Genomic DNA, 21,032 nt, shown 5'->3' on the forward strand with positions numbered 1-21,032 from the left:
TGGGTGTCAAAGGCTGCGTATGTTGCGATCCTGTTGAGGGTAAGTAAAACTAATCTTTTTAATTACTGATTAGATAGATTAATGATGATCGATTTGCGACAGCTGGCAGCCCTGGCCGCGGTGGTAGAGGAGTGCAGTTTTGAACGTGCCGCGCAGCGTTTGCACGTGACCCAGTCTGCCGTGTCACAACGGATCAAGCAGCTGGAGGAAAGGCTCGGCCAGGTGCTGGTGGTTCGCACGGCGCCGATCCACGCGACTGAGGCCGGTCAGCAGGTGCTCAAGCATTATCGTCAGATCAGCCTGCTTGAGCAGGAACTGCACCAGGCGCTTTCGCAACAGGATATCCAGGGGTTCACCCGGGTCGCGCTTGGACTCAATGCTGACAGTCTGGAAACCTGGTTTCCAGATGCCGTGGCATCATTGGTAACCGAGCAGCGGCTACTACTGGATCTCAAGGTGGACGACCAGGATGTGACACATCAGTTGCTCAAAAACGGTGAGGTGATCGGGTGCATTACCTCTTCACCCAAGGCGATGCCAGGTTGTCTGTGTGTTCCGCTGGGGGTGGTGCCTTACCGCTGTCTGGCCAGCCCCGCTTACCTGGCGCGTCATTTTCCCGAGGGGGTGGTGGCGGGCGGCTTCCGGCGCGCGCCGGTAGCAGAGTACAGTTATAAGGATCAGTTACAGAACCGCTACCTGCAACAGTTCTTCGGTCTGGAGGCACATGAGTACTCACGTCATCGTATCCCATCATCTTCGGCCTTCTGTGATCTGATCGTGCGTGGGTTGGCTTGTGGCATGGTGCCGGACCAGCAGGGGTGGGGGATGATTGAAGCGGGACAGGCGGTAGACATGACGCCGGGGCGTTATCTGGCTGTGCCGTTGTACTGGCATGTGTGGAATCTCGGCTCGCGACTCATTCGTCAGTTGACCGAGGCGCTGGTCACCGAGGCAAAGCACCAGCTGGATCCGTTCGATGCCCATCCTGTGTTGACGCACCCCTGACCGGTCGCAGGTGCTAGTGCCCTGGACGGTGAGTTGGGGGTGGGTATTGAGCCGACCGGAAGAGCCTGGAAACAAACAGGCCGCGCGTACCCGAAGGTATCGCGCGGCCTGATAAGGTGATCAGCGATGAGTCGCGTGATCAGTGGCGCGGCTGGCGGCGTACCGGTGCCTTGCCACGGGGACGGCGCTGAGCGTTGCCGTTCTCCTGCCAGGGGCGGATATCCAGGCGCTGGCCACACACTCGGGCTCGTTTCAGGGTCTGCAGCTGGTTGGCTTCCAGGTCGGCCGGCAGGTCGACGCAGCTGAATTCGTCGGCGATGTTGATGCGCCCGATCAGGCGGCTTTCGATACCGGCTTCGTTGGCGATGGCGCCAACGATGTTACCCGGCTTGACGCCGTGCAGATGGCCCACGCCGATCCAGTAGCGTTCCATACCGGCTGCTACCGGTTCGTTGCGCTGGTTGCGGCGCGGACGTTCGCCGCGCTCACCACGCTCGCCACGGTCCTGACGCTCACGCGGTGCCGGGCGGGTGTTGGGATCGGGTTCGTTCTCATCCATCCACAGCGGTTTGTCACTGTGCATCAACGCGATCGTGGCCGCGACCAGCTGCTCGGCGCTCAGTTCAGAGCTTTCCTGCAGCTTGGTGATCAACGGCATGTACTCGTCCAGGTTGGACTTTTCAGCGGCTGCCAGGATCTGGGCCTGCAGGCGCTCGGCACGCAGAGCGTTGATCTCTTTGGCGGTCGGCAGCTTCAGGGTCTCCAGTGGCTGGCGTGTGGTACGTTCCAGCTGACGCAGCAGGCGCTGTTCACGCGGTGCTACAAACAGGATGGCATCGCCGTTACGACCAGCACGACCGGTACGACCGATACGGTGTATGTAGGACTCATTGTCGTACGGGATATCGTAGTTGATGACATGGCTGATGCGTTCCACGTCCAGACCACGGGCGACTACGTCGGTGGCGATTACTACGTCCAGTTCGCCTTTTTTCAGCTTGCTGACGATACGCTCACGCTGTACCTGGGCGATATCGCCGTGCAGGGCGGCGGCCGGGAAGCCGGCGCGGGTCAGCTCTTCAGCCAGGCTTTCGGTGGCTGTTTTAGTGCGTACGAACACCAGTGCTGCTTCATGCTCGTGCTGCTCAAGAATGCGGGTCAGCGCCTGAGTCTTGCTCATGCCGCGCACCACCCAGACACGCTGGCGAATGGTGCTGGCGGTAGCAGTCTGGGCCTGGATCTTGATGACGGCCGGATCCTGCAGGTAGTTTTCGGCGATGTGACGGATTGCCTGCGGCATGGTAGCCGAGAACAGGGCAATCTGACGCTGGGCCGGGGTGTGCTGCAGCACCCATTCCACATCATCGATGAAGCCCATGCGCAGCATCTCATCCGCTTCGTCCAGTACCAGCGCCTGCAGTCGATCCAGCTGCAGGGTGCCGCGACGGATGTGGTCCATGACGCGGCCCGGAGTACCGATGATCACCTGGGCGCCACGGCGCAGGCCGCGGATCTGGCTGTCATAGCCCTGGCCACCGTAGATCGACAGGGTACGCAGCCCCGGCAGGTGCTTGGAATATTTTTCACAGGCAGTCGCCACCTGCAGTGCCAGCTCGCGAGTCGGAGCGAGGATCAGCAGCTGCGGGTGGGTTGCGGCTGTATCGATGCGCTGTAGCAGCGGCAGTGCGAAGGCGGCGGTTTTACCTGTGCCGGTTTGTGCCATGCCAAGCAGATCCCGCCCCTCAAGCAGTGGCGGGATACTCCGGGCCTGGATCGGCGAGGGAGTTTCGTAGCCAACTTCGGTCAGTGCATTAAGAATAGGAGCGGACAGTCCCAAATCGCCAAAGTTGGCGGGGCTGGTATCAGTGTTGGACATGCTGTGAGTTATACCTGGGTCTTAAGAGGAGGAGAAAGGCTGCGAGTGCTTTTGATCAGGGGCAACGCTTTCTGAAAATAAGAACTAAATTATACGCGTCTTGGTTGACTGCGTCCACTGAAACCGGCAGGCCGGGGCGATCAGTTCGCCCCGGAGTGGGTAAAGTGGTTATAGATATCGATCAGTTCATCTTCACTGAAGCGGACAATCACCAGCTGCTGGCCGGGGTGAATCACGTTCGGATTGCGGCCCAGCAGCCCCTGCTGGTAGTTGAATACCCAGGTTTCCTCCACCTTGCGCTTGAGCAAGTGGCCCAGCCAGGAGCTGCGCTGGTCGGTCAGGGGCTCGTCGGCATCGGCGGGAATATGGGCGCTGAGCAGGCGCGAGCGATCTTCGATACGGATACCGCGGGTGAAGGTTTCAATCAGGCCCTGATGAATGATGCCCCAGAGCCCCTGCTGGTCAGAGTTGCGCACCGAATGGACGTAGAATATCTCGTCGGCTGCCTGGTTGGGGTTGTTGAGCAACTCCTGCAAGCGCAGGCGATCCTGAGGCGTCAATATGGGTGACTGTGCTTCCAGTCCGGAGTCTGTATTGGTTGGGGTCGGCAGGTCTACGGCAAAGCTGGTGGCACTGTCTGAGTCCGTCGGGTTCAGAGCAATGGCTTGCTCCGTTTCCTGCTTGGTCTCCGGCAACTGCAGCAACTGGCTGCCAGTGACGAAGTGATTCGCAGCGGCCACATCAAGGGTATCTTCGGCTGCCTGTTGCGTCAGGCTTTTGATATGCTCTCGCGCCTCCAGTCGGGTGCTCTCGGATACGGGCGTCGGGGAAGAAGGATCCAGCGTTGTCTGTTCAGGAACGATAAACAGGTAAATGGCCAGGGCGGAGACAATCACGGTGAGGAGTATGACCAGTCGTTGCATCGGGGTGCTACCTCAAAATTAAGGGCAATGGATACCTTAAATGAGAACTCTGCAGGCGAAAAGCGTTCAATTGAATCAGAGCGCCTGTCAAAATGACTGCACAGGTCATGATGTATACGGTTACACGGGGGGGGGAAATATGCGATCTGACAATGACACCGACTTCAGTACCTTGATGCAGGCGGAAGGTGTGCGGCGCAATCCCCAGGCAAAAACGGTGAATGAAAATGCGTCGCGCCGCCCCCTCAAGGCTGATCCCGGCAAAAGCATCCGGCGACGTCTTGCTCAGGGCTCGCCTGAGGGGCTGACGTTGAATCCGGTGGAATGGCTGCACCCGGCTGACCCGGTTAGCTGGAAACGGGATGGCGTGCAGGAAGGGGTGTTTCGTAACCTGCGTCTTGGACGCTACAGCACCGATGCCTGCCTTAACCTGCAGCATTGTACTCTGGCCCAGGCGCGTGATGAGGTTGCCAGCTTTGTGCGCCAAAGCTGTGATCTCAACATCCGTACCGTGTTGATACAGCATGGTCGCAGCAATCGTGCGGATGGCGTGGGTAACCAACTGAAATCCTATCTTAATGAGTGGCTTCCATTGCTGGATCAGGTGCTGGCCTTTCATTCTGCCCAGCCCCAGCATGGCGGTACGGGCGCAATCTACGTAATGTTGCGCAAGAGCGATCAGGCTCGTCAGGATAACTGGGAGAAACACCAGAAGCGACGCTGACAACGGCGGGCGTGCGCGCAATTGCATTGCGCGTTAAAAGTCGCTTTACTGGTGTGGGAAATAGGGTAAAGGAAAGACCGATTATGGACTCTGTGTTCGTCGAGCAGTTGAAGCGCATCCGCTACCTGACAGTGCTGCTGTTTTTGTTGAACGTGGTCGCTTTGGCTCTGGCGGCTGCCAATGGTTCCAGCATCACGCTGGTGGTGTTGTTGATTGTATTGTTGCTGGCAACCACGCTGCTAATGGTGGTTTTGCGCAGCCGCAGCATGGTCTGGGCGGTTACACGGGCACAGGAGCCAGTGTTGGCACTGGACCCCAATACGGGCATCGCCACCGAGAGCTGGTACCGTCACATGCTGGCGCTGGAGTGCCGGCGATCGGTGCGCGAGTTTGCGCCGTTGACTGTGCTGCGTATTCATCTTGGTGAGCAGGTACGGCGTGAGCACCTGCTGGAGCTGGTGCGAGTGCTGGGGGAGGAGTTCTCCCGCCCGGGCGATTTGATCGGCTGGGAACAGGGGTGTGTGATCGGCGCAGTACTGCCGTCCACCAATGAAAATGCCCGCAAACTGGTCGAGCGCTGTTTTGCCCGGGTGCAGGGGCATGAGCTCACGGCGACCCTGCCATTGCGTATCGTGGCCAAGACCTTCCAGCCCCGGGGTGAACTCAGTCTGGGCAAGGTGCAGCAACACCTGGAACAGCAACTTCAGGAAGCCTTGCAGCAGCCGCCAGGTGTATTCTTCAAGGCTGAAGAGAGTAACGAGCCGGCCAGCCCCGGAATGATGTATACCGATCAATGAGTGCAACGTCTCTGGTGCAGCTGTATCAGCAGCTGCGCCGGTCTCGCCAGCGTGTCCTGATCTGGGTCTGTGGAGAGGAAAACTGGTGCCGAGAGCAGCTTGCCGGCCCCCTGTCAGACTGGTTGCAGGGGCGGGGCGTGCTGGTGGGAGGCCAGCCAGCGGCAGAACTGGTGCCGGTCAGTGCCCGTCAGGCGACTGAACTGCTGGGTCAGACGCTGGATTTTGCCGTGTTCGATGCATTTGCCGGTTTTAATCCCAACACTTTTGGTCAACTTTGCGGCACAGTGGAGGGGGGCGGCTGCGTGGTGCTGCTGACTCCTTCGGCCAGCGAGTGGGCCGGCTTTGCCGATCCCGAATATGCCTCCCTCTGTGTTGAACCCTACTCACCTGAGCAACTGCGTGGTCACTACCTTTCCCATCTGATACGGGTCTTAAGTGCTTCTGATGAGCTGGTTCGCTGGGCTCAGGGCGAGGCTCCGATCATTCCACTGCTGCCGCCGGTGGTACCGCTGCCGGTGGTGGAAGCTCCGTTTCGCAGTGTGGATCAGACAGCGGCGGTTGAGCTGATACTGGACTCGGCGGCCAAACGCCAGCAACCGCTGGTGCTAAGTGCCGACCGAGGGCGGGGCAAGAGCGCGGCGCTGGGAATTGCGGCCGCGCGGTTGCTCCAGGCAGGAAAGAAGGTGGCGGTGACGGCGTTCTCTCGGGGCGCCATAGCATCCCTGCTGGAGCGGGTGGAGGCATTGGTGCCGGAGCTCAGCCCGCGCCTGCAATACTATCGTCCGGATGAACTGCTGCATGCCGATGTACAGGCAGACCTTTTGTTGGTGGACGAGGCGGCCACGATTCCGACGCCACTACTGTTGCAGCTGGTGAATACTTACCCACGTGCGGTGTTTGCGACCACTCTGCATGGCTATGAAGGCAATGGTCAGGGGTTTGCATTGCGGTTTCTGCGTCAGCTGCGCAGCCGTTATCCACGCTGCTGCGAGTATCGCCTGACCACCCCGATTCGCTGGGCAGCACCCGACCCGCTGGAGCAGTTAAGCAACCGTATGCTGTTGCTCGATGTGGATGCTGGCGAGCCGGGAGGAGAGGCGTCTGAGCTGGAAGTGGTCCGAATGGGCCAGGCTGCGCTGGCGCAGGACACCAGGCTTCTACGCCATCTGTTTGGCCTCCTGGTACTGGCGCACTACCGTACCACGCCCGGTGACCTGCGTATCCTGCTTGACAGCCCCAATATGAGAATCTACATGGTGCGTGCAGCCGGTGTTCCCGTGGCGTGCGCACTGCTGGCCGAAGAGGGGCCCTTGCCCGATGAACTTGCGGACGCGATCTGGCAGGGGCGCCGGCGTCCCCGTGGTCATCTGCTGCCGCAGACGCTGATTGCACAGGAAGGCTGGCGCGAGGTAGCTCCCTGGCGGTCGTTGCGGGTCGTGCGTATTGCCGTGCATCCCGATGTACAGCAGCAGGGCGTTGGCAGTCAGCTGCTGCAGTGGATCGAGCAGGACGCGCGTGCCGAGCAGATCGACTATCTTGGAGCCAGTTTTGCCGCCAGTGATGAACTGCTGCAGTTCTGGCGCAACAATGGTTACAGCCCGCTGCGTTTGGGTGAGCAGCGCGACCCTGTGGCCGGTACCCATGCTCTGTTGGTACTCAAGCCGCTGACCGCGGAGGTTCAGCATTGGATGCCGCAGGCTCGGTGCTGGTATCGGCGCAGTTTGCTGCAGCGCCTGCCGGGCGTACTGCGTGACCTGGAAGCGGAGCGTCTGCCGGCCTTGCTGAGCAATCCTGCAGAGCTGCCCTTGCTGTCGGTCATGATGGTGCAGCGGCTGCGAGGCTTCAGCGATGCCCAGCGCAGCCTTGAGAGCAGCCTGTTGCCGCTGAGCGAGTTGCTTAAGGCCAGTGTGCATCGTTGGGATGACTGGCAGTTGTCAGTAGCCGATCAGCGCCTGCTTTGCGACCGTATCCTGCGTCAATTGCCGTCCGGCGCGGTGGCTGAACCCGCTGGCAAGCGAGCGCAACTGGAGCGGTTGCGTATACTATGCCAAACCCTGCTGGCTAGGCTCGCTGCAGAATAACCATCAATCCTTCGATAACGACATCGTTTTCCGTCCGCAGCGGGAAGGCTTCGAGCAGCTGGATTGAGCAGCTGTATTGGGTAGCCAGTGCTTCGATATGATGCTGGCTGTGGCGGTAGCGTCCGGAAGAGTGCAGGCTAACGTCTGAATCGTCCGAATTTAGCTCCACGGTGAACGCAAAATAACCGCCGGGCTTGAGTGCTCGGGGCAGGGTCTCAATCACCGGTTTCAGGTTGCCGGTATAGATGAGGACATCGGTCGCCGTAATCAGCTGCACCGGCTCAACGCTGGCCAGATAATCCAGCAAGCTGCTGCAGCTCAGGGTGTCGTATGCCTCTTTGCTGGCGGCCAGTTGCAGCATTCGCGGCGACAGGTCACAGCCGCTCAGGTTGGCTATCGGCAGCTGTTTGCGCAGCTCAACTCCGCACAGGCCGGTACCGCAGCCGAGGTCAACGGCATCTATGGGGACATCTGCCGTAATCAGGTGCGTCAGATGCTGGCATAGTCTTTCCGGTGCGTTGTAGCCCAGTCGGTCCTGCAGGCGCGACTCGAACTGCTCGGCATGAGTATCATAGAGGTTGCGTACATAATCCGACGGTGCCTCGGGAGTACACTGGCCCTGGGCGGCGTCGAGCATGTGGCGAACGCTCAGGTTGTCCGGTTCGGTCAGGGCTGCCACCTGGTACAGCGGTGTGGCCGCCGTGGCAAAGCCCTCTTCGGCGATATAGTCAGCCAGCTGAACCAGAAATTCGGGGGACGCACCCGTCGCCTTCCAGTTGGCAATGGCAGCCTGGCTGTTGCCCAGCAGGCACAGGTTCAATGCCCGTTCAGATTCCACTTCTACACTGTTCCTAAGCCTGGCCAGAATGTCGAGCGCCGTCTGGTGATGGTCCAGGTGGCGTGCCGCCACAGCGTGACAGAGCTGAGCCTCATCATTGTGAGCCAGTTCCGGGTTGCCCTTCAGGTGGTCGACAATGTCATGCCAGCACTGCAGCTGCTCCAGCAGGCCCAGCAGGTTCAGGTGGAAGGCGAGCTCCTGCGGCTGCAGTTGCAGGGCAGTACGGCAGGCCTCGACTGCTTGTTCCCGCTTGCCTCTGGCCTGGAGAACCAGGGCCAGGTTGTTCAGGGCCTGGGCCTGGAAGCGGGGGCCGGGGTTGAGTTTGCTGGCCTTGGTCAGTTCCTTGGTGGCGCCAAGCAGGTTGCCGGCCTTGAACTGGATCAGCCCAAGCAGGTGGCGGGCGTTGAAATCATCGGGACGCTGGGCCAAGTGCTGCTGACAGATAGCGCGAGCAACGGGAAAAGCGCTCTGGTTCATCAGCGCGAGGGCTTCGTTAAGGCTGGGTACTGACATGACGGACTCATCGAACATAACACGAAAACAGGGAGATACTAGTCAAGCCGAGCTAAAATGCCAATGCCGGATGGTACTGGAACTCCCCGATCAACAGAGGAAGGTTTGATATGAAAGCAGCGATAATCGGGCTAACGCTGAGCCTGCTGGCAACGCCGGTGGTGGCCCAGAAGCCGGAGTGGGCCGGTCAACCGAAAGAGGCAAAAGAAGCATACAAAGGCAAAGCCGACACTCGTGAAACCCGCGAAAGCGATCGCCGTGAAGTGCGGGAGCGAGATGAGCGTTCTGATCGGGATGAAGACCGTTTTCTGCCGCTGAGTGAGCGCGAGCGCCGTCTGCTGCGAGACCTGGTACTGGAAGAGCATTATGGCTATCACCCTGAAGGGGGTAAGCACAAATCGCTGCCGCCGGGGCTGCAGAAGAAGCTGGCACGGGGTGGTGAGCTGCCGCCAGGCTGGCAGGACAAGGTGCGCCGAGGTGAGGTGCTGGACGCCGATCTGTATCGTCATGGCGAGCGCCTGCCGCATCGCTATCTGGAGCAACTTGGACATGGCTCAGAGGCGGTTGAACTGATTGTACTGGGTGACCGGATTGTGCGTGTTGCCGAAGGGCGGGGAACCGTGCTGGATGTGGTCGAGCTGACCGATAAGGCGCTGGAGGTGTTGGGTAACTGAGAGGTTGCCTGCTCAGTTACCCCAGAGGGCAGGTGTTCAGCCTGCCTTTCTTTTCTTGTCAGCCTGCTTCAGTGCTTCCTGCTGGGCGGCAAGCGCTGCCTTGGCGCTGGCCTTGAACTGCGCCGCTTCCAGATCGTGCTTGTTGAGTAGCTTGTAGAAGTCGGTGCGGTTGCGCTGTGCAATACGCGCGGCATGGGTCACGTTGCCTTCGGTGATCTGCAGTACCTTGATCAGGTAGCGACGTTCGAAGTCGGCGCGGGCCTCGTTGAACGAAGGAATTACTCGCTCCTGGTTGGTCAGCGCCTTGGAGACCAGGCCTTCAGGAATGATGGGTGAAGGGCTCAGCGCCACGACCTGTTCCATCACGTTTTCAAGCTGGCGCACGTTGCCGGGCCAGGCGGCCTGGGCCAGCAGGTGCAGTGCACCCGGTGAAATGCCGCGGACCTTGCGGTTGTGCTTCTGTGCCGCCTGGGACAGGAAGTGGCGCGCCAGCAACGGAATGTCTTCCGGACGCTCGCGTAGCGGCGGCAGTTCCAGGTTGACCACGTTGAGGCGGTAGTAGAGGTCCTCTCGGAACTCCTGGCTCAGCATGGCGGATTCCAGATTGCGGTGGGTGGCCGAGATGATACGTACATCAATTGGTACGCTCTGGGTCGAGCCGACCGGGCGGATTGTGCGTTCCTGCAGGGCACGCAGCAACTTGACCTGCAGCGTGACCGGCATGTCGCCGATCTCGTCAAGGAACAGCGTGCCGCCCTGAGCCGCGCGGAACAGGCCTTCGTGCTGGTTGACGGCGCCGGTGAAAGCGCCCTTGGTGTGGCCAAACAGCTCGGACTCCAGCAGTTGTTCCGGCAGGGCGCCGCAGTTGATCGCCACGAACGGCTTGTCACCACGAATGCTGGCCTTGTGAATCGCCTTGGCAACCAGTTCCTTGCCGCTGCCGCTGGGACCTGTGATCAGGACGCTGACATCGGATGCTGCCACACGCTGGGCCTGATCCAGGATCTGCTCCATGCGGTCGCTGTGGCTGATGATGCCAGTGCGCCAGCTCTGGTCCTGGCTGCGCTGCGAGCTCTTGATGGCTGCGCGCACCGTATCCAGCAGGTGCTGCTTGTCGATGGGCTTGGACAGGAAGCCGAAAACACCTTTCTGTGTCGCTTCTACCGCTTCAGGAATGGAGCCATGTGCGGTCATGATGATGACCGGCAGGTCGGGCTGCTCCTGTTGAATGCGAGAAAAAAGCGTCAGGCCATCCATGCCATCCATTCTCAGGTCTGTGAGTACCAGGTCAAAGCTGCGTTGGCGGACCAGGCTCAGGGCCTCTTCACCGCTTTCAGCACAGCTGATCTCGTAACCGGTTGCCTGCAACCGCATCTCCAGCAGTCTCAGCAGGGCGGTATCGTCATCGACCAGCAGGATATGGGGGGTTGACGTCATCTGTCAGTGCTCCTCACGCTGTCGCGTAATCTGTCGTTCCAAATCGGTTAGGGCGTCTACCTGACGCTGCAATTCGTCTACCTGCTGCTCGAGCGTCTGGCGTTGTTCCAGCAGGTCCAGCTGCAACTGCAGCTGGCGGGTGCGTACCTCGATATACTGGCTGGAGCTGCAGGAGGAGCGCGTGCCAAGCGTGCTCAGGTACTCAAGAGCTCGTCGCAGTTGTTCAGGTGACTGGCCCGGTGTGCTCAGCAAGAGTGCGTGCAATGTCCTTTGCTGTCTTCGTTCTGCGTCAATAAGAAGCTTTCGCTTCTGTTCAAGTGTAGACGAAATATAACGATGTTCATAATTTAACCACTCAATCACCTGCGCGTCGTCAATATCGCAGGCTCGAGTTTGAACGTTATCGCTGGCTGCCGGACGCAGCACAGAGCGCTCCAGCAGCTGGCACCCTGCCAGAAGCATCATCAAGGTACAGAGTAAAAGCTGACGCATCGCTTCAGTGTTCCAGTGATGGTAATAAAAGACTGAATGCTACCCAGCCGTCGCTGTTGCGACTGACCTGCAGTTGAGCATTCAGCGCGTTGCTGGCCTGGGCCGCTATGCTTAATCCTATTCCTGAGCCCTTCAATGGGCCGCGCCGACGATTCTTGCCCTGATAGAAGGGCTCGAATAACTGCGGGATATCGGTGTCCGGAATCTGAGGGCCGGTGTTAGCCACTTCAAGTTCCAGTTCAGAACCGGTTTGGCAGGTTTTGATGCAGATAGTGCCGCCCTCATTCGAATAATGTACAGCGTTCGAAATCAGGTTCGCCAATATACGTTGCAACATATGCGCATCGGTGTCCCAAGCGTCGATATTATTAAGTTCCAGCTCAAGCTGCAATTTTTTTTGCTCGATCTGTAACTTGAAGGGCGCGATTATACGCTCGAGTAGAGAGTGTATTGCAACTGTTTCTATCTGAAGCCGGTGAGGCTGCTGTAAGCGATTGTAATCTAACAGTTGTTCGATTAACTCCTGCAGGGTAATGCTATTTTGCTGAAGCAGGTGAACGATCTCGTGCTGGTTTTTAGTCAGGGGTCCAGCCAGCTCCTCTGATAAAATATCAGCACCTTCCCGCAGGGTCGTTAGTGGTGTTTTTAATTCGTGTGAAATATGACGCAAAAAACGGGCCTTGTCTTCTTCCAGTGCTGTCAGGCGTTCGGCCAGCCAGTTCAATTGTTCATTCACCTGGACCAGTTCGACCGGCCCCGATAGCTGGGGAGACGGGTTGCGTTCGCCTTCTCCCAATGCACGGATATGCTGGATGAGGTGCTGTACCGGACGGTTGATTCGGGCGCTGAAAAACAGAATCAGGATGGTAGAGGCCAACATCAGTGCAGATGCCTGCCAGCCTGTGCGCTGTTGCTCTGCCTTGACCTGTTGTTCGAGTTCGGCCAAGCGGGAATTGAACATCTGGTCGATGGCGCTGATCAGCTCCTGAGTGCTGGTGATCAGGCGGTCCAGGTCGGCCGGTTCGAAGTGTGGCGCAGCCTCATCCTCTGCCTGCAGGCTCAGGCTGTCCAGCAGGTCATCCAAATTGTTCGCTGTGGGCGACAGTTGTGGTGGGAGCCTGAGTTTCTGCAGCAGGGCGCGGTAGGCGTCCAGTTGCTGTTCGAGCCGGTTACGCAGCTCTGGGCGTTTAACGATCTCATACTGCCGCGCCGCGCGGGTGACGTCTTCGGCAAGAATGCGCAGCTCTTCGGTTTGCTGGCTGCTTTGCAGCATTTCACGGGCCAGTGTGCGGGAGCGCTCGGACTGATCAACCAGTGCGTTACCGGATTGAAAGATCAATATGGCCAGGGGAATGGCGGCAAGAAAGAAAGCCAGCAGTACCAGCTGCTTGAGTGAGTGGGTATGCCATTTGAAACGGATCATCAGTGTCTGTGTCGCTCAGCCAGTGTGGACGCGATTATTCCATTAAACAGACTCACCGTCAGGCAGCGGTAGCCATGTACCCAGTGATGCCGAAGGGCTTGTCTGGGCATCCAGCGCCTTAGCAAGTATTGTTCCTTTTGTTGGCAAGTCCTTTACTATCAGTAGGTTATTTATTTTTTGCCGGGTGTTGTTAGTATTTGTTGGGATTATACTGTCGGTAAATTGCATACACTTTGGTGTTTGGATTGACAAATACTTTATATTTCAATGACTTAAAATGTCTCTTTTTGGATACTTTCTAGTCGAGACGAAAACCCAGTCGAACGACGACCTGATAGTGGGCCACTTGACCGTCTGCAATATGTCCACGCATCTCTTTGACTTCATACCAGTTCAGGTGCTGAATGGTTTCGGACGCTTTGGCAATGGCTTGCCGAATGGCGTCGTCATGACTTTCCGTAGAGGAACCGGCGACTTCGACGATTTTATAGATATGGTCACTCATGTGAGCTCTCCTCTGTCCAGATTAAGTCTGTTGAGTCTAGTCGAGATAAAGCAGTCGCGCTTGGACGACAGCTTTAAAAAAGGGGGCGCTTTCGTTTTGATTTAAGCATCGAGCCGGTAGACTGTTGCGCTGAATATCAGATGCTCTAAACGCGTGTTTAAAATAACGGAGTGGGAGTTAATGCGGTGTAAATGGATATCGGCATGGGCAGTTGTAATACCCTTGCTGATAACGGGTTGCGGGCTGCAGTCGGTCAAGCCGGGAGAACGCGATCAGCTTGTGCGCGGTACGCTGAGTAAGAAAGGGGAGGGTTACCGTTTTTCCGTCTGTGGGGCGAAGGATACCCTGAGTGTTGAGGTGGCATCTGATCTGCTGAAGCGGGAATATGCGGCCCAGAGTATTGGCGAAGGTTGGCCTGTCTATGTAGAAGCGCAAGCCGCAGTGGGGGCGTCGCCGTTGGTGTTGAAGCAGCCCCTGGTGATCGGTGGTTCTCTGGCTGCTTGTGAGTACACCTTGCCCGCGATCGAGCTTAGGGCAGTATCCGACGATGGCAAGGTGATTCTCGACCTGAGAAAGCGCCATGTGCGCGTGCATTACCCGGGGCGTTTACTGCAGCTGGGATTTGAGCGGCCGGAGGCTGAGCGTTTGGCCAGGATGCGTCGTTGGCAGCAGACCATGGCGAGTGGTGGTGGTCGCAAGGAGCACCAATTGCTGCTTGAGGTTGAGGCCAAACCCTGTCGTGGCAAGTCCGGGGCCTGGTATGCCCTCAGCATGGAAGCGGAAATCAACGGCAATTATTCCCGCGGTTGTGCCCGGTTGGGTGACCTGGAGCACTGGCCGCTACGTGCCCTATACGTCACGCCTGAGACGATCAGTACTCGCCGTCTCAGTCTTGCCCTGGCGCGTGAGGGGCGCTTTCGTTTAACCGAAGATTATCTCAACAACCAGCCGGTGATTGAGTATCAGGGTCGCTGGGAGCGGAGCTCCTCGGAGCTGCTGAGTCTTTATCCCGAGGGGCTGGAGCTGCAGCCAATCCACTTCGGCCTGGATGCGGATGGCGGGCTTGAGCTCGAAGGGTTTCATCCGGCCTATGGTCGCTCACTGGAGCTGCAGCCTGCAGGTGACATGTTACGTATTTCCAGCGGCGAACTGGACTGGTGGCAGTGACCCGTCCGATGGCTGCTTCCTAGTCGTGCAGTAAGCGGTCCCGGGCGTCGTTGACTCGGGCCGCCAGCCAGGCACTGCCCTGGCGGTCCGGGTGCAATTTCTGAATCAGCTGGCGGTGAGCCCGGATAATCTCCTCACGACTGGCGCCGGGCTTGAGCCCAAGAACCTCCAGCGCTTCAGCGCTGCTCATTCTGCTGTTGCCGTTGGGCTTGCGCTGCTGTCGGCGTGACTGACCTTGCTGTTTTTTCTGCTGTTGCTGTGACTGCCACCAGCGTGCCAGGAACGGAAAAAAGCGTAGCAGCAAAGGCAACAGCTTTTTCAGGAAGGGCAGTGTCAGTGCGATCAAGGCCCCCAGCCAGTGCATCCGGCCGGTTATCGCCAGGAAGAGCAGGCCGATGATGACCAGCAGCAGAAAGATCTTCCAGCTGGCGCTGCGACGCTGCTCAAGCGGTTGCGCCTGCCACCAGTACCAACTGCCCAGGGCAATGATGGCGAAAAGTACCAGTCCTAAAGGGTGCATCCTGTCTCCAGCATTACAACGACGGACAGGTACTTTACCTCAGTGGGGGAAATTAGCCATGGCTGCCGATATAACGGTCACGCTTGCGCGCTTTCACCTTGTGGGTATCCACTAGTACCAGCCCGTCGATACAGTAGTTGAAGTCGGCGTCGATGCCGAAGTCAAGGAAACTGACCCCGCCCGGCTCGCAGAGTTCACTGTATTGCTTGTACAAAGTCGGTACGGATACGCCGAGAAAGTCGAGTTGCTCGCGCAACCGAGCGAAGTCTTCCTTGTAGTCGTTGCCCGAGAATAGCTGATGGATGGTCGCTTCGGCATCGCTGTCCAGCTGGTAGGGACTGCGTGAGCGGGCCAGCCAGGCCTGATCAGGGAAGTAATGCCGGTAGAACCAGACCAGCAGATCGCGAGCGCGCTTCGGATAGCTATTGCTCAGGCTGACGGGGCCGAACATGTAGCGTACTTCCGGGTGGCGACGCAGGTAGGCACCGATGCCGTACCAGAGATAGTCCAGTGAGCGCTTGCCCCAGTAGCGTGGCTGCACAAAGCTGCGGCCCAGCTCAATTCCCTGTTCGAAGATCTCGTCCATCTGTTCGCTGTAGTTGAACAGGGACTCGCTGTAGAGCTGATAATCCTTGCTCTGCATGCGTCGAGACCCCTCGCCGATGCGATAGGCGCCGGCAATCTCCAGGTCTTCTTCATCCCAGAGAATCAAGTGGCGATAGTACTGGTCGTAGCGGTCCAGGTCGCGTTTTTCGCCGGTGCCTTCGCCAACCGTGCGGAAAGCCACTTCACGCAGGCGACCGATCTCCTGCATCACCACCGAATCAGGATGGTAATTGAACAGATAGATTTTCTTGCCGTCTGAGGTTTCGCCCAGCAATTCGGCCTTCTTCAGCTCCTGCTTCAGTGCCTGGCGGCTTTGCGGGTGTGCGATGGTCTTTTCGGTCAGGAATAGCGGTGCCTTGTTTCGGGCGATACGGTACAGGTGTTTCTTCAGCAGCCTGGCCTTATCACGGTTGGAGACCGGGAGAGCATCGAGTTGGCTGAAGGCGATCGGCTCACCAATCCGCACCGGCAGGGTAACCGAGTGCTTGTTGAACATCTCACGGGCCAGCATCAGGGTCGACATCGACTTGTTGATGTAGGACAGGCCGTAAAACAGCGGGGAATTCTTGCCGCCGAGATACACCGGCAGGATCGGAGCGTTGGCCTTGCGCGCGAAATGGATAAAGCCACTGTTCCACTTGCCGTCCTTGATGCCTGTCAGGCCGGCGCGTGACACCTCGCCGGCGGGAAATACAATGACGGCTTCCTCGTTCTGCAGTGCATCGACGATACGGGCGATGTTGGCCTTGCGCGTGCTCTTGCCCAGGTTGTCGACTGGCAGGAACAGGTTTTCCAGCGCATCAAAATTCATCAGCACATCGTTGGCGATGATACGAACGTCCCGGCGAACTTCACCGACCAGCTTGAGCAGGGCCAGGCCATCCAGAGCGCCGAGCGGGTGGTTGGCAATAATCATTACACGCCCCGAGGACGGGATGTTCATCCGCTCCTTGTGGCTGACGGTGTAGCTGAAGTTGAAGTAGTCCAGGACTTCGTCGACAAACTCGAACCCGCGGGTGCCCTTGTGGGTTTCCAGAAAGCGATTGATCTCCTGCTCACGCACCAGGCGGCGAAGGCAAAAAAGGGTGGAGCGGCGGACCGGAGCGGGCTTGTGCGCAAACGCGGGGTATTTATTGACCAGTACCTGTTCTACATCGATTTGCATGTTCAGTCACCTCTATCAACTGACCCATACACTATGGCGATCAGGTGACAGCGGGGTGACTGAAAAATGACCGGGCGGTGACAGTCTGGTTAGCCTTCGAGGCTTTTCTGCCAGGGGTCCTTGTCTTCCTTGCGGCGTCCACGGTTCTTGCGACGGTCAGGGTTGCCGGGTTCGAAGCGGATATCCTGACGTCGGTCGGGCGTCTGACGTCGATCGGATGTTTTGCGTCGTTCACGGCCATTCCATTCTTGTTCTTCTGACATCGGCTTGCTCCAGGGCGAGTTTCATGCGTGAATATATACACTGTATAACAGAAGTGCCCCGATGAAACCTGCAAACCCCGCCTCCGATCCACAGCTTTCTGCTCGAAAAATCATCCACTTGGACTGCGACTGCTTCTTTGCGGCCGTGGAGATGCTGGAGCATCCCGAGTGGCAGGATATTCCTCTGGCGGTTGGCGGTGCTGCCGAACGGCGAGGTGTGATCTCCACGTGCAACTACCCGGCAAGAGCCTTTGGTATCCACTCTGCCATGCCCAGTGCGCGTGCGCTGCAGCTGTGCCCGAAGCTGAAGCTGGTGTCCGGCAACATGGCCCGTTATCGTGAAGTGGCTGATCAGATTTTTGCGATCTATCGCCGTTTTACCGACCTGATCGAACCGGTCTCGATTGATGAGGCCTATCTGGATGTGAGCAACAGCGCTTTGCTGGATGGCAGCGCTACGCGGATCGCCGAAGCCATACGGCAGCAGGTCAAGGAGGAAACAGGGATCACCGTATCGGCCGGTGTGGCACAGAACAAGTTCCTCGCCAAGGTGGCCAGTGACTGGAACAAGCCGGACGGCCTTTGTGTGATCACTCCCGAGCAACAGGCTGATTTTGTCGCTCAACTGGCGGTGAAAAAGATTCCGGGGGTGGGGCCGCGTACCCAGGAAAAACTGATGGGGCTGGGTGTTGGGACCTGTGCCGAGCTGCAGTCACTTTCGCTGGTCGAGTTGCAGAATCACTTCGGTCGTTTCGGTGAGCGCCTCTGGCAGCTGGCACGAGGTGAGGATACACGAGAAGTGCGTACCCACCGCGAGCGCAAGTCGATCAGTGTGGAGCATACCTTCAGCCAGGATCTGCCCGATCTGGCCAGTTGTCTCGATCAGCTGGAGTCGCTGATGGAGGATCTGGAGCAACGCTATGAGCGTCATCGCGAGTCCCGCCAGATTCTGGGAGCGGTGGTGAAGGTCAAGTTCAACGATTTTGCCCAGACCACGGCCGAGTGTCGTGCAGATCAGCCTCACAAGGGCGTGTTTGCATCCCTGATGGAGGAGGCCTGGCACCGTGGTGCGCGACCGGTGCGCCTGCTGGGGGTTGGTTACCGTCTGGGAGCGAAAGAGGGGGAGGCGGAAGCCGAGCAGCTTCCGCTGTTCTGATCAGTCAGCCTTGCGCTGCAGCGGCTGACCTTCGAACTTGATACCGTCCCAGCCACTCACCATGAAGTTGCGGATGTTGGCGTGATCGGTACCGTCCGGCGTGTTCAATACGTCACGGTAGAAGCGACCGAAGCAGGCCAGGGTCTGTTCCTTGTTCAGCTGCATCAGCTGGCCGAAACCGAAGATCTTGCAGGAGCCCTCGTTCTGGCCGGCTTCATTGAACACTTCGCCATTATTGAACGCGCAGGGCGCGTAGTCGAAGTATTCGCTGATCACCGCCTGGGTGTCTTCGAAATCCAGGTTTTCATCCTGGCCGATACGGGCGGCAAAGGCTTCCGGAGTCATTTCGTTATCCTCTTCAGATTATCGGGTCACGCAATTATGGCCGGGCATTATGCCGTCAGTGGCTGCCATTGCACAGGGCGGATATCGAGCTGCAGCAGCCGCTGCACCAGTTCGGTATTGGGCGCGGGCTCATCCTGTTGCTGACAGCGGCGAATCACGGCGCCACTGATATCGTCCAGCTCCAGAGGACGTCCCTTTTCACGGTCAACCAGCATCGAAGTCTTGATAGCATCAAATTGGCTGATCAGGGCAAACATCTCATCCACGTCAGCCGGTGTCAGCTCGACTTCATCCGCACGGGCAGCAACAGCCGTTTCCTGCATCATGGCATACACCGCTTTACCCAGAGCAGGATCCGCCGTCAGGCTGCGTGTATCCAGTCCGGTGAGGGCGCTGAGCGGATTAACGCCGTTATTGATCAGTAGCTTCTTCCACAACTCGTAACGGATGTTGTCAGTCACGCGAGTCGGGATCTGGGCCGCGTTCAGCGTCTCGGCCAGTTGCTCCAGTGCCGGATCGGGGGCTGCAATTCGCGGCCAGCGTCCCATCACCACCTGTGCCGGGCCTTTGGCTTCGATATGGCCAGGTGCGATGATATGGCCGCCGATGCGTACCGCCAGACCGCCCAGCGTACGCGTCTGACCAATCGTTTCGGCGATCAGGGGCTCGTTGTCGACACCGTTCTGAAGCGACAATACAGGGGTGTCGGCGTGCTTCAGCCATGGGCCGCATTCTGCCAGCCAGCCGGCGGTTGCGCCTGACTTGAGCGCCAGCATGATCAGGTCGTAATCGGCACAACTGTGCTGGGCTATCAGTGTATCCATGCTCATGGCATCCACCGCGGCGTTGAACTGCATTGCCTCATGCTCCACGGTCAGCCCTTGCTGCTGCATTGCCTCCAGGTGGGCGCCGCGTGCAATGAAGGTCACTGCATGGCCGGCTTCCAGCAGGCGCGCGCCGTAATAGCAGCCGATTCCTCCGGCGCCGATAATCAGAAACTTCATCCTGTACCTCCTTTGATCAGGAGGGTTGTTTGTACCCTAAATGATGCGGTAGATAAACCGTCTTGGGTGGGCGCGCGTAAGTGCATATATGCAACAGGAGGCAGGCGATGAAAATCTCACTTAGCGAAGTCAAAAAACAGTATGGGCAGATTGAACAGCTGGTGCTCAGGGCGTTTGAGAGCAGCATGTACCTGGTGCAGGTACAGCTGGCGCAACGAGAGGGGGTGCTGAATGTCTGTGACGACGAAGGCAGGATCATGCGCTTTACCAGCCAGCTGGACGCCAAGTTCCCGTTCAAGGGGCTAGGGATCACCGACACGGTGTTGCTGCATGAAAGCGCCTATAACGAGATGATCGGGATGCCAGGGGGTGAAAAGCCAGCGCCGTTAGAGGTCAAGCTGGCCAACCCGGATGATGACTGCTCCTGAGCAATATGGGGACTATAGTTGCCGAAAGAGGGCGGCGGCCAGTACACCGGCAGCGATGGCTGGCAGGGGCTTTCTGGTGAGCAGCATCATGATTGCTGTGGCCAGGAGTGCCAGCCGTGCCCCATTGTCACCGGCAACGGCCATGGGGGTTATCAACGCAACCAGTACCGACCCGGACATGGCGTTAATGAATTGCTTGACCCTGTAGCTGATTGGTACAAAGGACATGACATACACGCCACCCCATCGTGTAGCCAGGGTGACGAGTGCCATGGCCAGGATAATGACCATCGGTCCCATGCCGGCTGTTTCAATGCTCATCGCCTGACTCCATCCAGAAAGCACCAAGCAGGCCGCCGGCCAGTGCACCCACAATGACATGGCTGTTTTCAGGTAAATACCGGTAAGCCAGCAGGGATGAGCTTGCGGCAACCGACCAGATGACCAGCATTCTCGGGTTCTTGTCACCGCCAACGACCATGGCAAGCAGGAAACAGCCCATCACCATATCCAGTCCCAGGCTTTGTGGCTCCTGTATGGCACTGCCGAAGAAAATGCCCAGCCAGGTGCCCAGAATCCAGCAGGACCAAAGAGCGAGCCCGCCACCGAACAGCAGGCCCAGGCCCGGCTGTTCCTTGGTAAAGGCTTGCATGGCCATGGCCCAGTTGGCATCTGAAGCGACCATCATGACACCATACCGTTTCCCCGGAGGCAAATGCTGCAGCCAGGGGTAAAGGGTGGCCCCCATCAACAAATGTCGGGCGTTAATGGCAAACACAGTCAAGAGAACAGTGAACAGTGGCACCTGGGGACCCCACAGCTCCAGCGAGGCGAATTGAGATGCACCGGCAAAGACCAGGGTGCTCATCAAGACGCTTTCAGCTTCACTGAGTCCGGTTTGTATAGCGGCCAGGCCAAATGCGATGCCGAAGGCGATGACAAACAGGGAGATCGGAACCAGTTGCTTGAAGCCGGTCCAGATAAGTTGACGGCTGAGCTGGTGCAGCTCGGCGTGGGGGCTGTTCATGTTGACTCCAGGGAAGAAGACCTCGCAAAGCGAGGGAGTGGTATGTGTACGGTCCAAGTCCGT

General features: G+C 58.4%; 22 protein-coding genes. 8 read left to right on the forward strand and 14 right to left on the reverse strand.

The features are described from left to right. Nucleotides 1-81 precede the first annotated feature (81 nt). Complete coding sequence (locus tag ABD013_RS01575; protein WP_343801241.1) at nt 82-1,005, forward strand: LysR family transcriptional regulator ArgP; 924 nt, start codon at nt 82-84, stop codon at nt 1,003-1,005. 139 nt (nt 1,006-1,144) lie between these two features. Here ABD013_RS01575 and ABD013_RS01580 read toward each other — a convergent pair whose 3' ends face one another. Both ABD013_RS01580 and ABD013_RS01585 read right to left on the reverse strand, forming a co-directional pair. After that, the gene (locus ABD013_RS01580; protein WP_343801244.1) at nt 1,145-2,881 is read right to left on the reverse strand and encodes a DEAD/DEAH box helicase; all 1,737 of its coding nucleotides are present in this window, start codon (nt 2,879-2,881) and stop codon (nt 1,145-1,147) included. A 140-nt stretch (nt 2,882-3,021) separates the two neighbouring features. Next, a complete protein-coding gene (locus tag ABD013_RS01585) occupies nt 3,022-3,804 on the reverse strand; it encodes a hypothetical protein (protein ID WP_343801247.1) in 783 nt (260 codons plus the stop codon). Nucleotides 3,805-3,943: 139 nt separating this feature from the next. On the opposite strand from ABD013_RS01585, the gene smrA reads away from it, so the two are divergent. The 3 genes from smrA to ABD013_RS01600 all read left to right on the forward strand — a co-directional run bounded on the left by smrA (nt 3,944) and on the right by ABD013_RS01600 (nt 7,406). Further along, nucleotides 3,944-4,528: a DNA endonuclease SmrA gene (gene smrA / locus ABD013_RS01590; protein ID WP_343801250.1), complete on the forward strand. Its 585-nt coding sequence runs from the start codon at nt 3,944-3,946 to the stop codon at nt 4,526-4,528. 83 nt (nt 4,529-4,611) lie between these two features. After that, on the forward strand, nt 4,612-5,325 hold the full coding sequence (locus ABD013_RS01595; RefSeq protein ID WP_343801253.1) for a hypothetical protein: 714 nt from the start codon (nt 4,612-4,614) through the stop codon (nt 5,323-5,325). Next, nucleotides 5,322-7,406, forward strand: a complete 2,085-nt coding sequence (locus ABD013_RS01600) for a tRNA(Met) cytidine acetyltransferase TmcA (protein WP_343801256.1) — start codon at nt 5,322-5,324, stop codon at nt 7,404-7,406. The genes ABD013_RS01595 and ABD013_RS01600 overlap by 4 nt, the downstream gene beginning before the upstream one ends. Here ABD013_RS01600 and ABD013_RS01605 read toward each other — a convergent pair. Beyond that, nucleotides 7,387-8,757, reverse strand: coding sequence for a methyltransferase (locus ABD013_RS01605; protein ID WP_343801259.1), 1,371 nt, complete (start codon nt 8,755-8,757; stop codon nt 7,387-7,389). The genes ABD013_RS01600 and ABD013_RS01605 overlap by 20 nt on opposite strands. Nucleotides 8,758-8,867: 110 nt before the next feature. Here ABD013_RS01605 and ABD013_RS01610 point away from each other — a divergent pair, with 110 nt between their 5' ends. After that, nucleotides 8,868-9,431 (forward strand): hypothetical protein, encoded by a 564-nt coding sequence (locus ABD013_RS01610; protein WP_343801262.1) that lies wholly within the window; start codon nt 8,868-8,870, stop codon nt 9,429-9,431. Nucleotides 9,432-9,467: 36 nt separating this feature from the next. Here the strand turns inward: ABD013_RS01610 and ABD013_RS01615 are convergent, their stop codons facing one another. The 4 genes from ABD013_RS01615 to ABD013_RS01630 all read right to left on the reverse strand — a co-directional run bounded on the left by ABD013_RS01615 (nt 9,468) and on the right by ABD013_RS01630 (nt 13,288). After that, nucleotides 9,468-10,868 (reverse strand): sigma 54-interacting transcriptional regulator, encoded by a 1,401-nt coding sequence (locus tag ABD013_RS01615; protein WP_343801265.1) that lies wholly within the window; start codon nt 10,866-10,868, stop codon nt 9,468-9,470. Between the two features lie 3 nt (nt 10,869-10,871). Beyond that, nucleotides 10,872-11,132: a hypothetical protein gene (locus ABD013_RS01620; RefSeq protein WP_343801268.1), complete on the reverse strand. Its 261-nt coding sequence runs from the start codon at nt 11,130-11,132 to the stop codon at nt 10,872-10,874. Between the two features lie 232 nt (nt 11,133-11,364). Continuing rightward, nucleotides 11,365-12,783 (reverse strand): sensor histidine kinase, encoded by a 1,419-nt coding sequence (locus ABD013_RS01625; RefSeq protein WP_343801271.1) that lies wholly within the window; start codon nt 12,781-12,783, stop codon nt 11,365-11,367. A gap of 298 nt (nt 12,784-13,081) precedes the next feature. Next, nucleotides 13,082-13,288: a dodecin gene (locus ABD013_RS01630; protein ID WP_343801275.1), complete on the reverse strand. Its 207-nt coding sequence runs from the start codon at nt 13,286-13,288 to the stop codon at nt 13,082-13,084. A gap of 222 nt (nt 13,289-13,510) precedes the next feature. On the opposite strand from ABD013_RS01630, the gene ABD013_RS01635 reads away from it, so the two are divergent. After that, a complete protein-coding gene (locus ABD013_RS01635; RefSeq protein WP_343801278.1) occupies nt 13,511-14,455 on the forward strand; it encodes a hypothetical protein in 945 nt (314 codons plus the stop codon). Between the two features lie 19 nt (nt 14,456-14,474). On the opposite strand, the gene ABD013_RS01640 is transcribed toward ABD013_RS01635, so the two are convergent. From ABD013_RS01640 to ABD013_RS01650, 3 genes are all read right to left on the reverse strand, one after another. Then, nucleotides 14,475-14,975, reverse strand: coding sequence for a DnaJ domain-containing protein (locus ABD013_RS01640; RefSeq protein WP_343801281.1), 501 nt, complete (start codon nt 14,973-14,975; stop codon nt 14,475-14,477). A 52-nt stretch (nt 14,976-15,027) separates the two neighbouring features. After that, nucleotides 15,028-16,746 (reverse strand): bifunctional ornithine lipid synthase OlsF, encoded by a 1,719-nt coding sequence (olsF, locus tag ABD013_RS01645; protein WP_343801283.1) that lies wholly within the window; start codon nt 16,744-16,746, stop codon nt 15,028-15,030. Between the two features lie 89 nt (nt 16,747-16,835). Next, nucleotides 16,836-17,009, reverse strand: a complete 174-nt coding sequence (locus ABD013_RS01650; RefSeq protein WP_343801286.1) for a hypothetical protein — start codon at nt 17,007-17,009, stop codon at nt 16,836-16,838. Nucleotides 17,010-17,070: 61 nt separating this feature from the next. Here ABD013_RS01650 and dinB point away from each other — a divergent pair, with 61 nt between their 5' ends. After that, entirely contained in the window at nt 17,071-18,165 is a 1,095-nt protein-coding gene (gene dinB / locus ABD013_RS01655; protein ID WP_343801289.1) for a DNA polymerase IV, read from the forward strand. Here the strand turns inward: dinB and ABD013_RS01660 are convergent, their stop codons facing one another. After that, nucleotides 18,166-18,510 (reverse strand): HopJ type III effector protein, encoded by a 345-nt coding sequence (locus ABD013_RS01660; RefSeq protein ID WP_343801292.1) that lies wholly within the window; start codon nt 18,508-18,510, stop codon nt 18,166-18,168. A 47-nt stretch (nt 18,511-18,557) separates the two neighbouring features. Beyond that, entirely contained in the window at nt 18,558-19,514 is a 957-nt protein-coding gene (locus ABD013_RS01665) for a ketopantoate reductase family protein (RefSeq protein ID WP_343801295.1), read from the reverse strand. Between the two features lie 107 nt (nt 19,515-19,621). On the opposite strand from ABD013_RS01665, the gene ABD013_RS01670 reads away from it, so the two are divergent. Further along, nucleotides 19,622-19,942: a DUF6482 family protein gene (locus ABD013_RS01670; RefSeq protein WP_343801298.1), complete on the forward strand. Its 321-nt coding sequence runs from the start codon at nt 19,622-19,624 to the stop codon at nt 19,940-19,942. 12 nt (nt 19,943-19,954) lie between these two features. On the opposite strand, the gene ABD013_RS01675 is transcribed toward ABD013_RS01670, so the two are convergent. Continuing rightward, nucleotides 19,955-20,263 carry an AzlD family protein gene (locus ABD013_RS01675; protein WP_343801300.1) on the reverse strand — a complete coding sequence of 103 codons (309 nt, stop codon included), beginning with the start codon at nt 20,261-20,263 and terminating at the stop codon, nt 19,955-19,957. Then, a complete protein-coding gene (locus ABD013_RS01680) occupies nt 20,253-20,969 on the reverse strand; it encodes an AzlC family ABC transporter permease (protein ID WP_343801303.1) in 717 nt (238 codons plus the stop codon). Before ABD013_RS01680 ends, ABD013_RS01675 begins: the two co-directional genes overlap by 11 nt. Nucleotides 20,970-21,032: the final 63 nt, after the last annotated feature.

This window comes from Marinobacterium maritimum (genome assembly GCF_039523155.1).
Classification (GTDB): domain Bacteria; phylum Pseudomonadota; class Gammaproteobacteria; order Pseudomonadales; family Balneatricaceae; genus Marinobacterium; species Marinobacterium maritimum.

Excerpts from the sequence above, each read along its gene's own strand:
- ABD013_RS01575 (WP_343801241.1), top strand. The coding sequence starts at position 82 with ATGATGATCGATTTGCGACAGCTGGCAGCCCTGGCCGCGGTGGTAGAG.
- ABD013_RS01580 (WP_343801244.1), bottom strand. The coding sequence starts at position 2,881 with ATGTCCAACACTGATACCAGCCCCGCCAACTTTGGCGATTTGGGACTG.
- ABD013_RS01585 (WP_343801247.1), bottom strand. The coding sequence starts at position 3,804 with ATGCAACGACTGGTCATACTCCTCACCGTGATTGTCTCCGCCCTGGCC.
- smrA (WP_343801250.1), top strand. The coding sequence starts at position 3,944 with ATGCGATCTGACAATGACACCGACTTCAGTACCTTGATGCAGGCGGAA.
- ABD013_RS01595 (WP_343801253.1), top strand. The coding sequence starts at position 4,612 with ATGGACTCTGTGTTCGTCGAGCAGTTGAAGCGCATCCGCTACCTGACA.
- ABD013_RS01600 (WP_343801256.1), top strand. The coding sequence starts at position 5,322 with ATGAGTGCAACGTCTCTGGTGCAGCTGTATCAGCAGCTGCGCCGGTCT.
- ABD013_RS01605 (WP_343801259.1), bottom strand. The coding sequence starts at position 8,757 with ATGTCAGTACCCAGCCTTAACGAAGCCCTCGCGCTGATGAACCAGAGC.
- ABD013_RS01610 (WP_343801262.1), top strand. The coding sequence starts at position 8,868 with ATGAAAGCAGCGATAATCGGGCTAACGCTGAGCCTGCTGGCAACGCCG.
- ABD013_RS01615 (WP_343801265.1), bottom strand. The coding sequence starts at position 10,868 with ATGACGTCAACCCCCCATATCCTGCTGGTCGATGACGATACCGCCCTG.
- ABD013_RS01625 (WP_343801271.1), bottom strand. The coding sequence starts at position 12,783 with ATGATCCGTTTCAAATGGCATACCCACTCACTCAAGCAGCTGGTACTG.
- ABD013_RS01630 (WP_343801275.1), bottom strand. The coding sequence starts at position 13,288 with ATGAGTGACCATATCTATAAAATCGTCGAAGTCGCCGGTTCCTCTACG.
- ABD013_RS01640 (WP_343801281.1), bottom strand. The coding sequence starts at position 14,975 with ATGCACCCTTTAGGACTGGTACTTTTCGCCATCATTGCCCTGGGCAGT.
- olsF (WP_343801283.1), bottom strand. The coding sequence starts at position 16,746 with ATGCAAATCGATGTAGAACAGGTACTGGTCAATAAATACCCCGCGTTT.
- ABD013_RS01650 (WP_343801286.1), bottom strand. The coding sequence starts at position 17,009 with ATGTCAGAAGAACAAGAATGGAATGGCCGTGAACGACGCAAAACATCC.
- dinB (WP_343801289.1), top strand. The coding sequence starts at position 17,071 with ATGAAACCTGCAAACCCCGCCTCCGATCCACAGCTTTCTGCTCGAAAA.
- ABD013_RS01660 (WP_343801292.1), bottom strand. The coding sequence starts at position 18,510 with ATGACTCCGGAAGCCTTTGCCGCCCGTATCGGCCAGGATGAAAACCTG.
- ABD013_RS01665 (WP_343801295.1), bottom strand. The coding sequence starts at position 19,514 with ATGAAGTTTCTGATTATCGGCGCCGGAGGAATCGGCTGCTATTACGGC.
- ABD013_RS01670 (WP_343801298.1), top strand. The coding sequence starts at position 19,622 with ATGAAAATCTCACTTAGCGAAGTCAAAAAACAGTATGGGCAGATTGAA.
- ABD013_RS01675 (WP_343801300.1), bottom strand. The coding sequence starts at position 20,263 with ATGAGCATTGAAACAGCCGGCATGGGACCGATGGTCATTATCCTGGCC.
- ABD013_RS01680 (WP_343801303.1), bottom strand. The coding sequence starts at position 20,969 with ATGAACAGCCCCCACGCCGAGCTGCACCAGCTCAGCCGTCAACTTATC.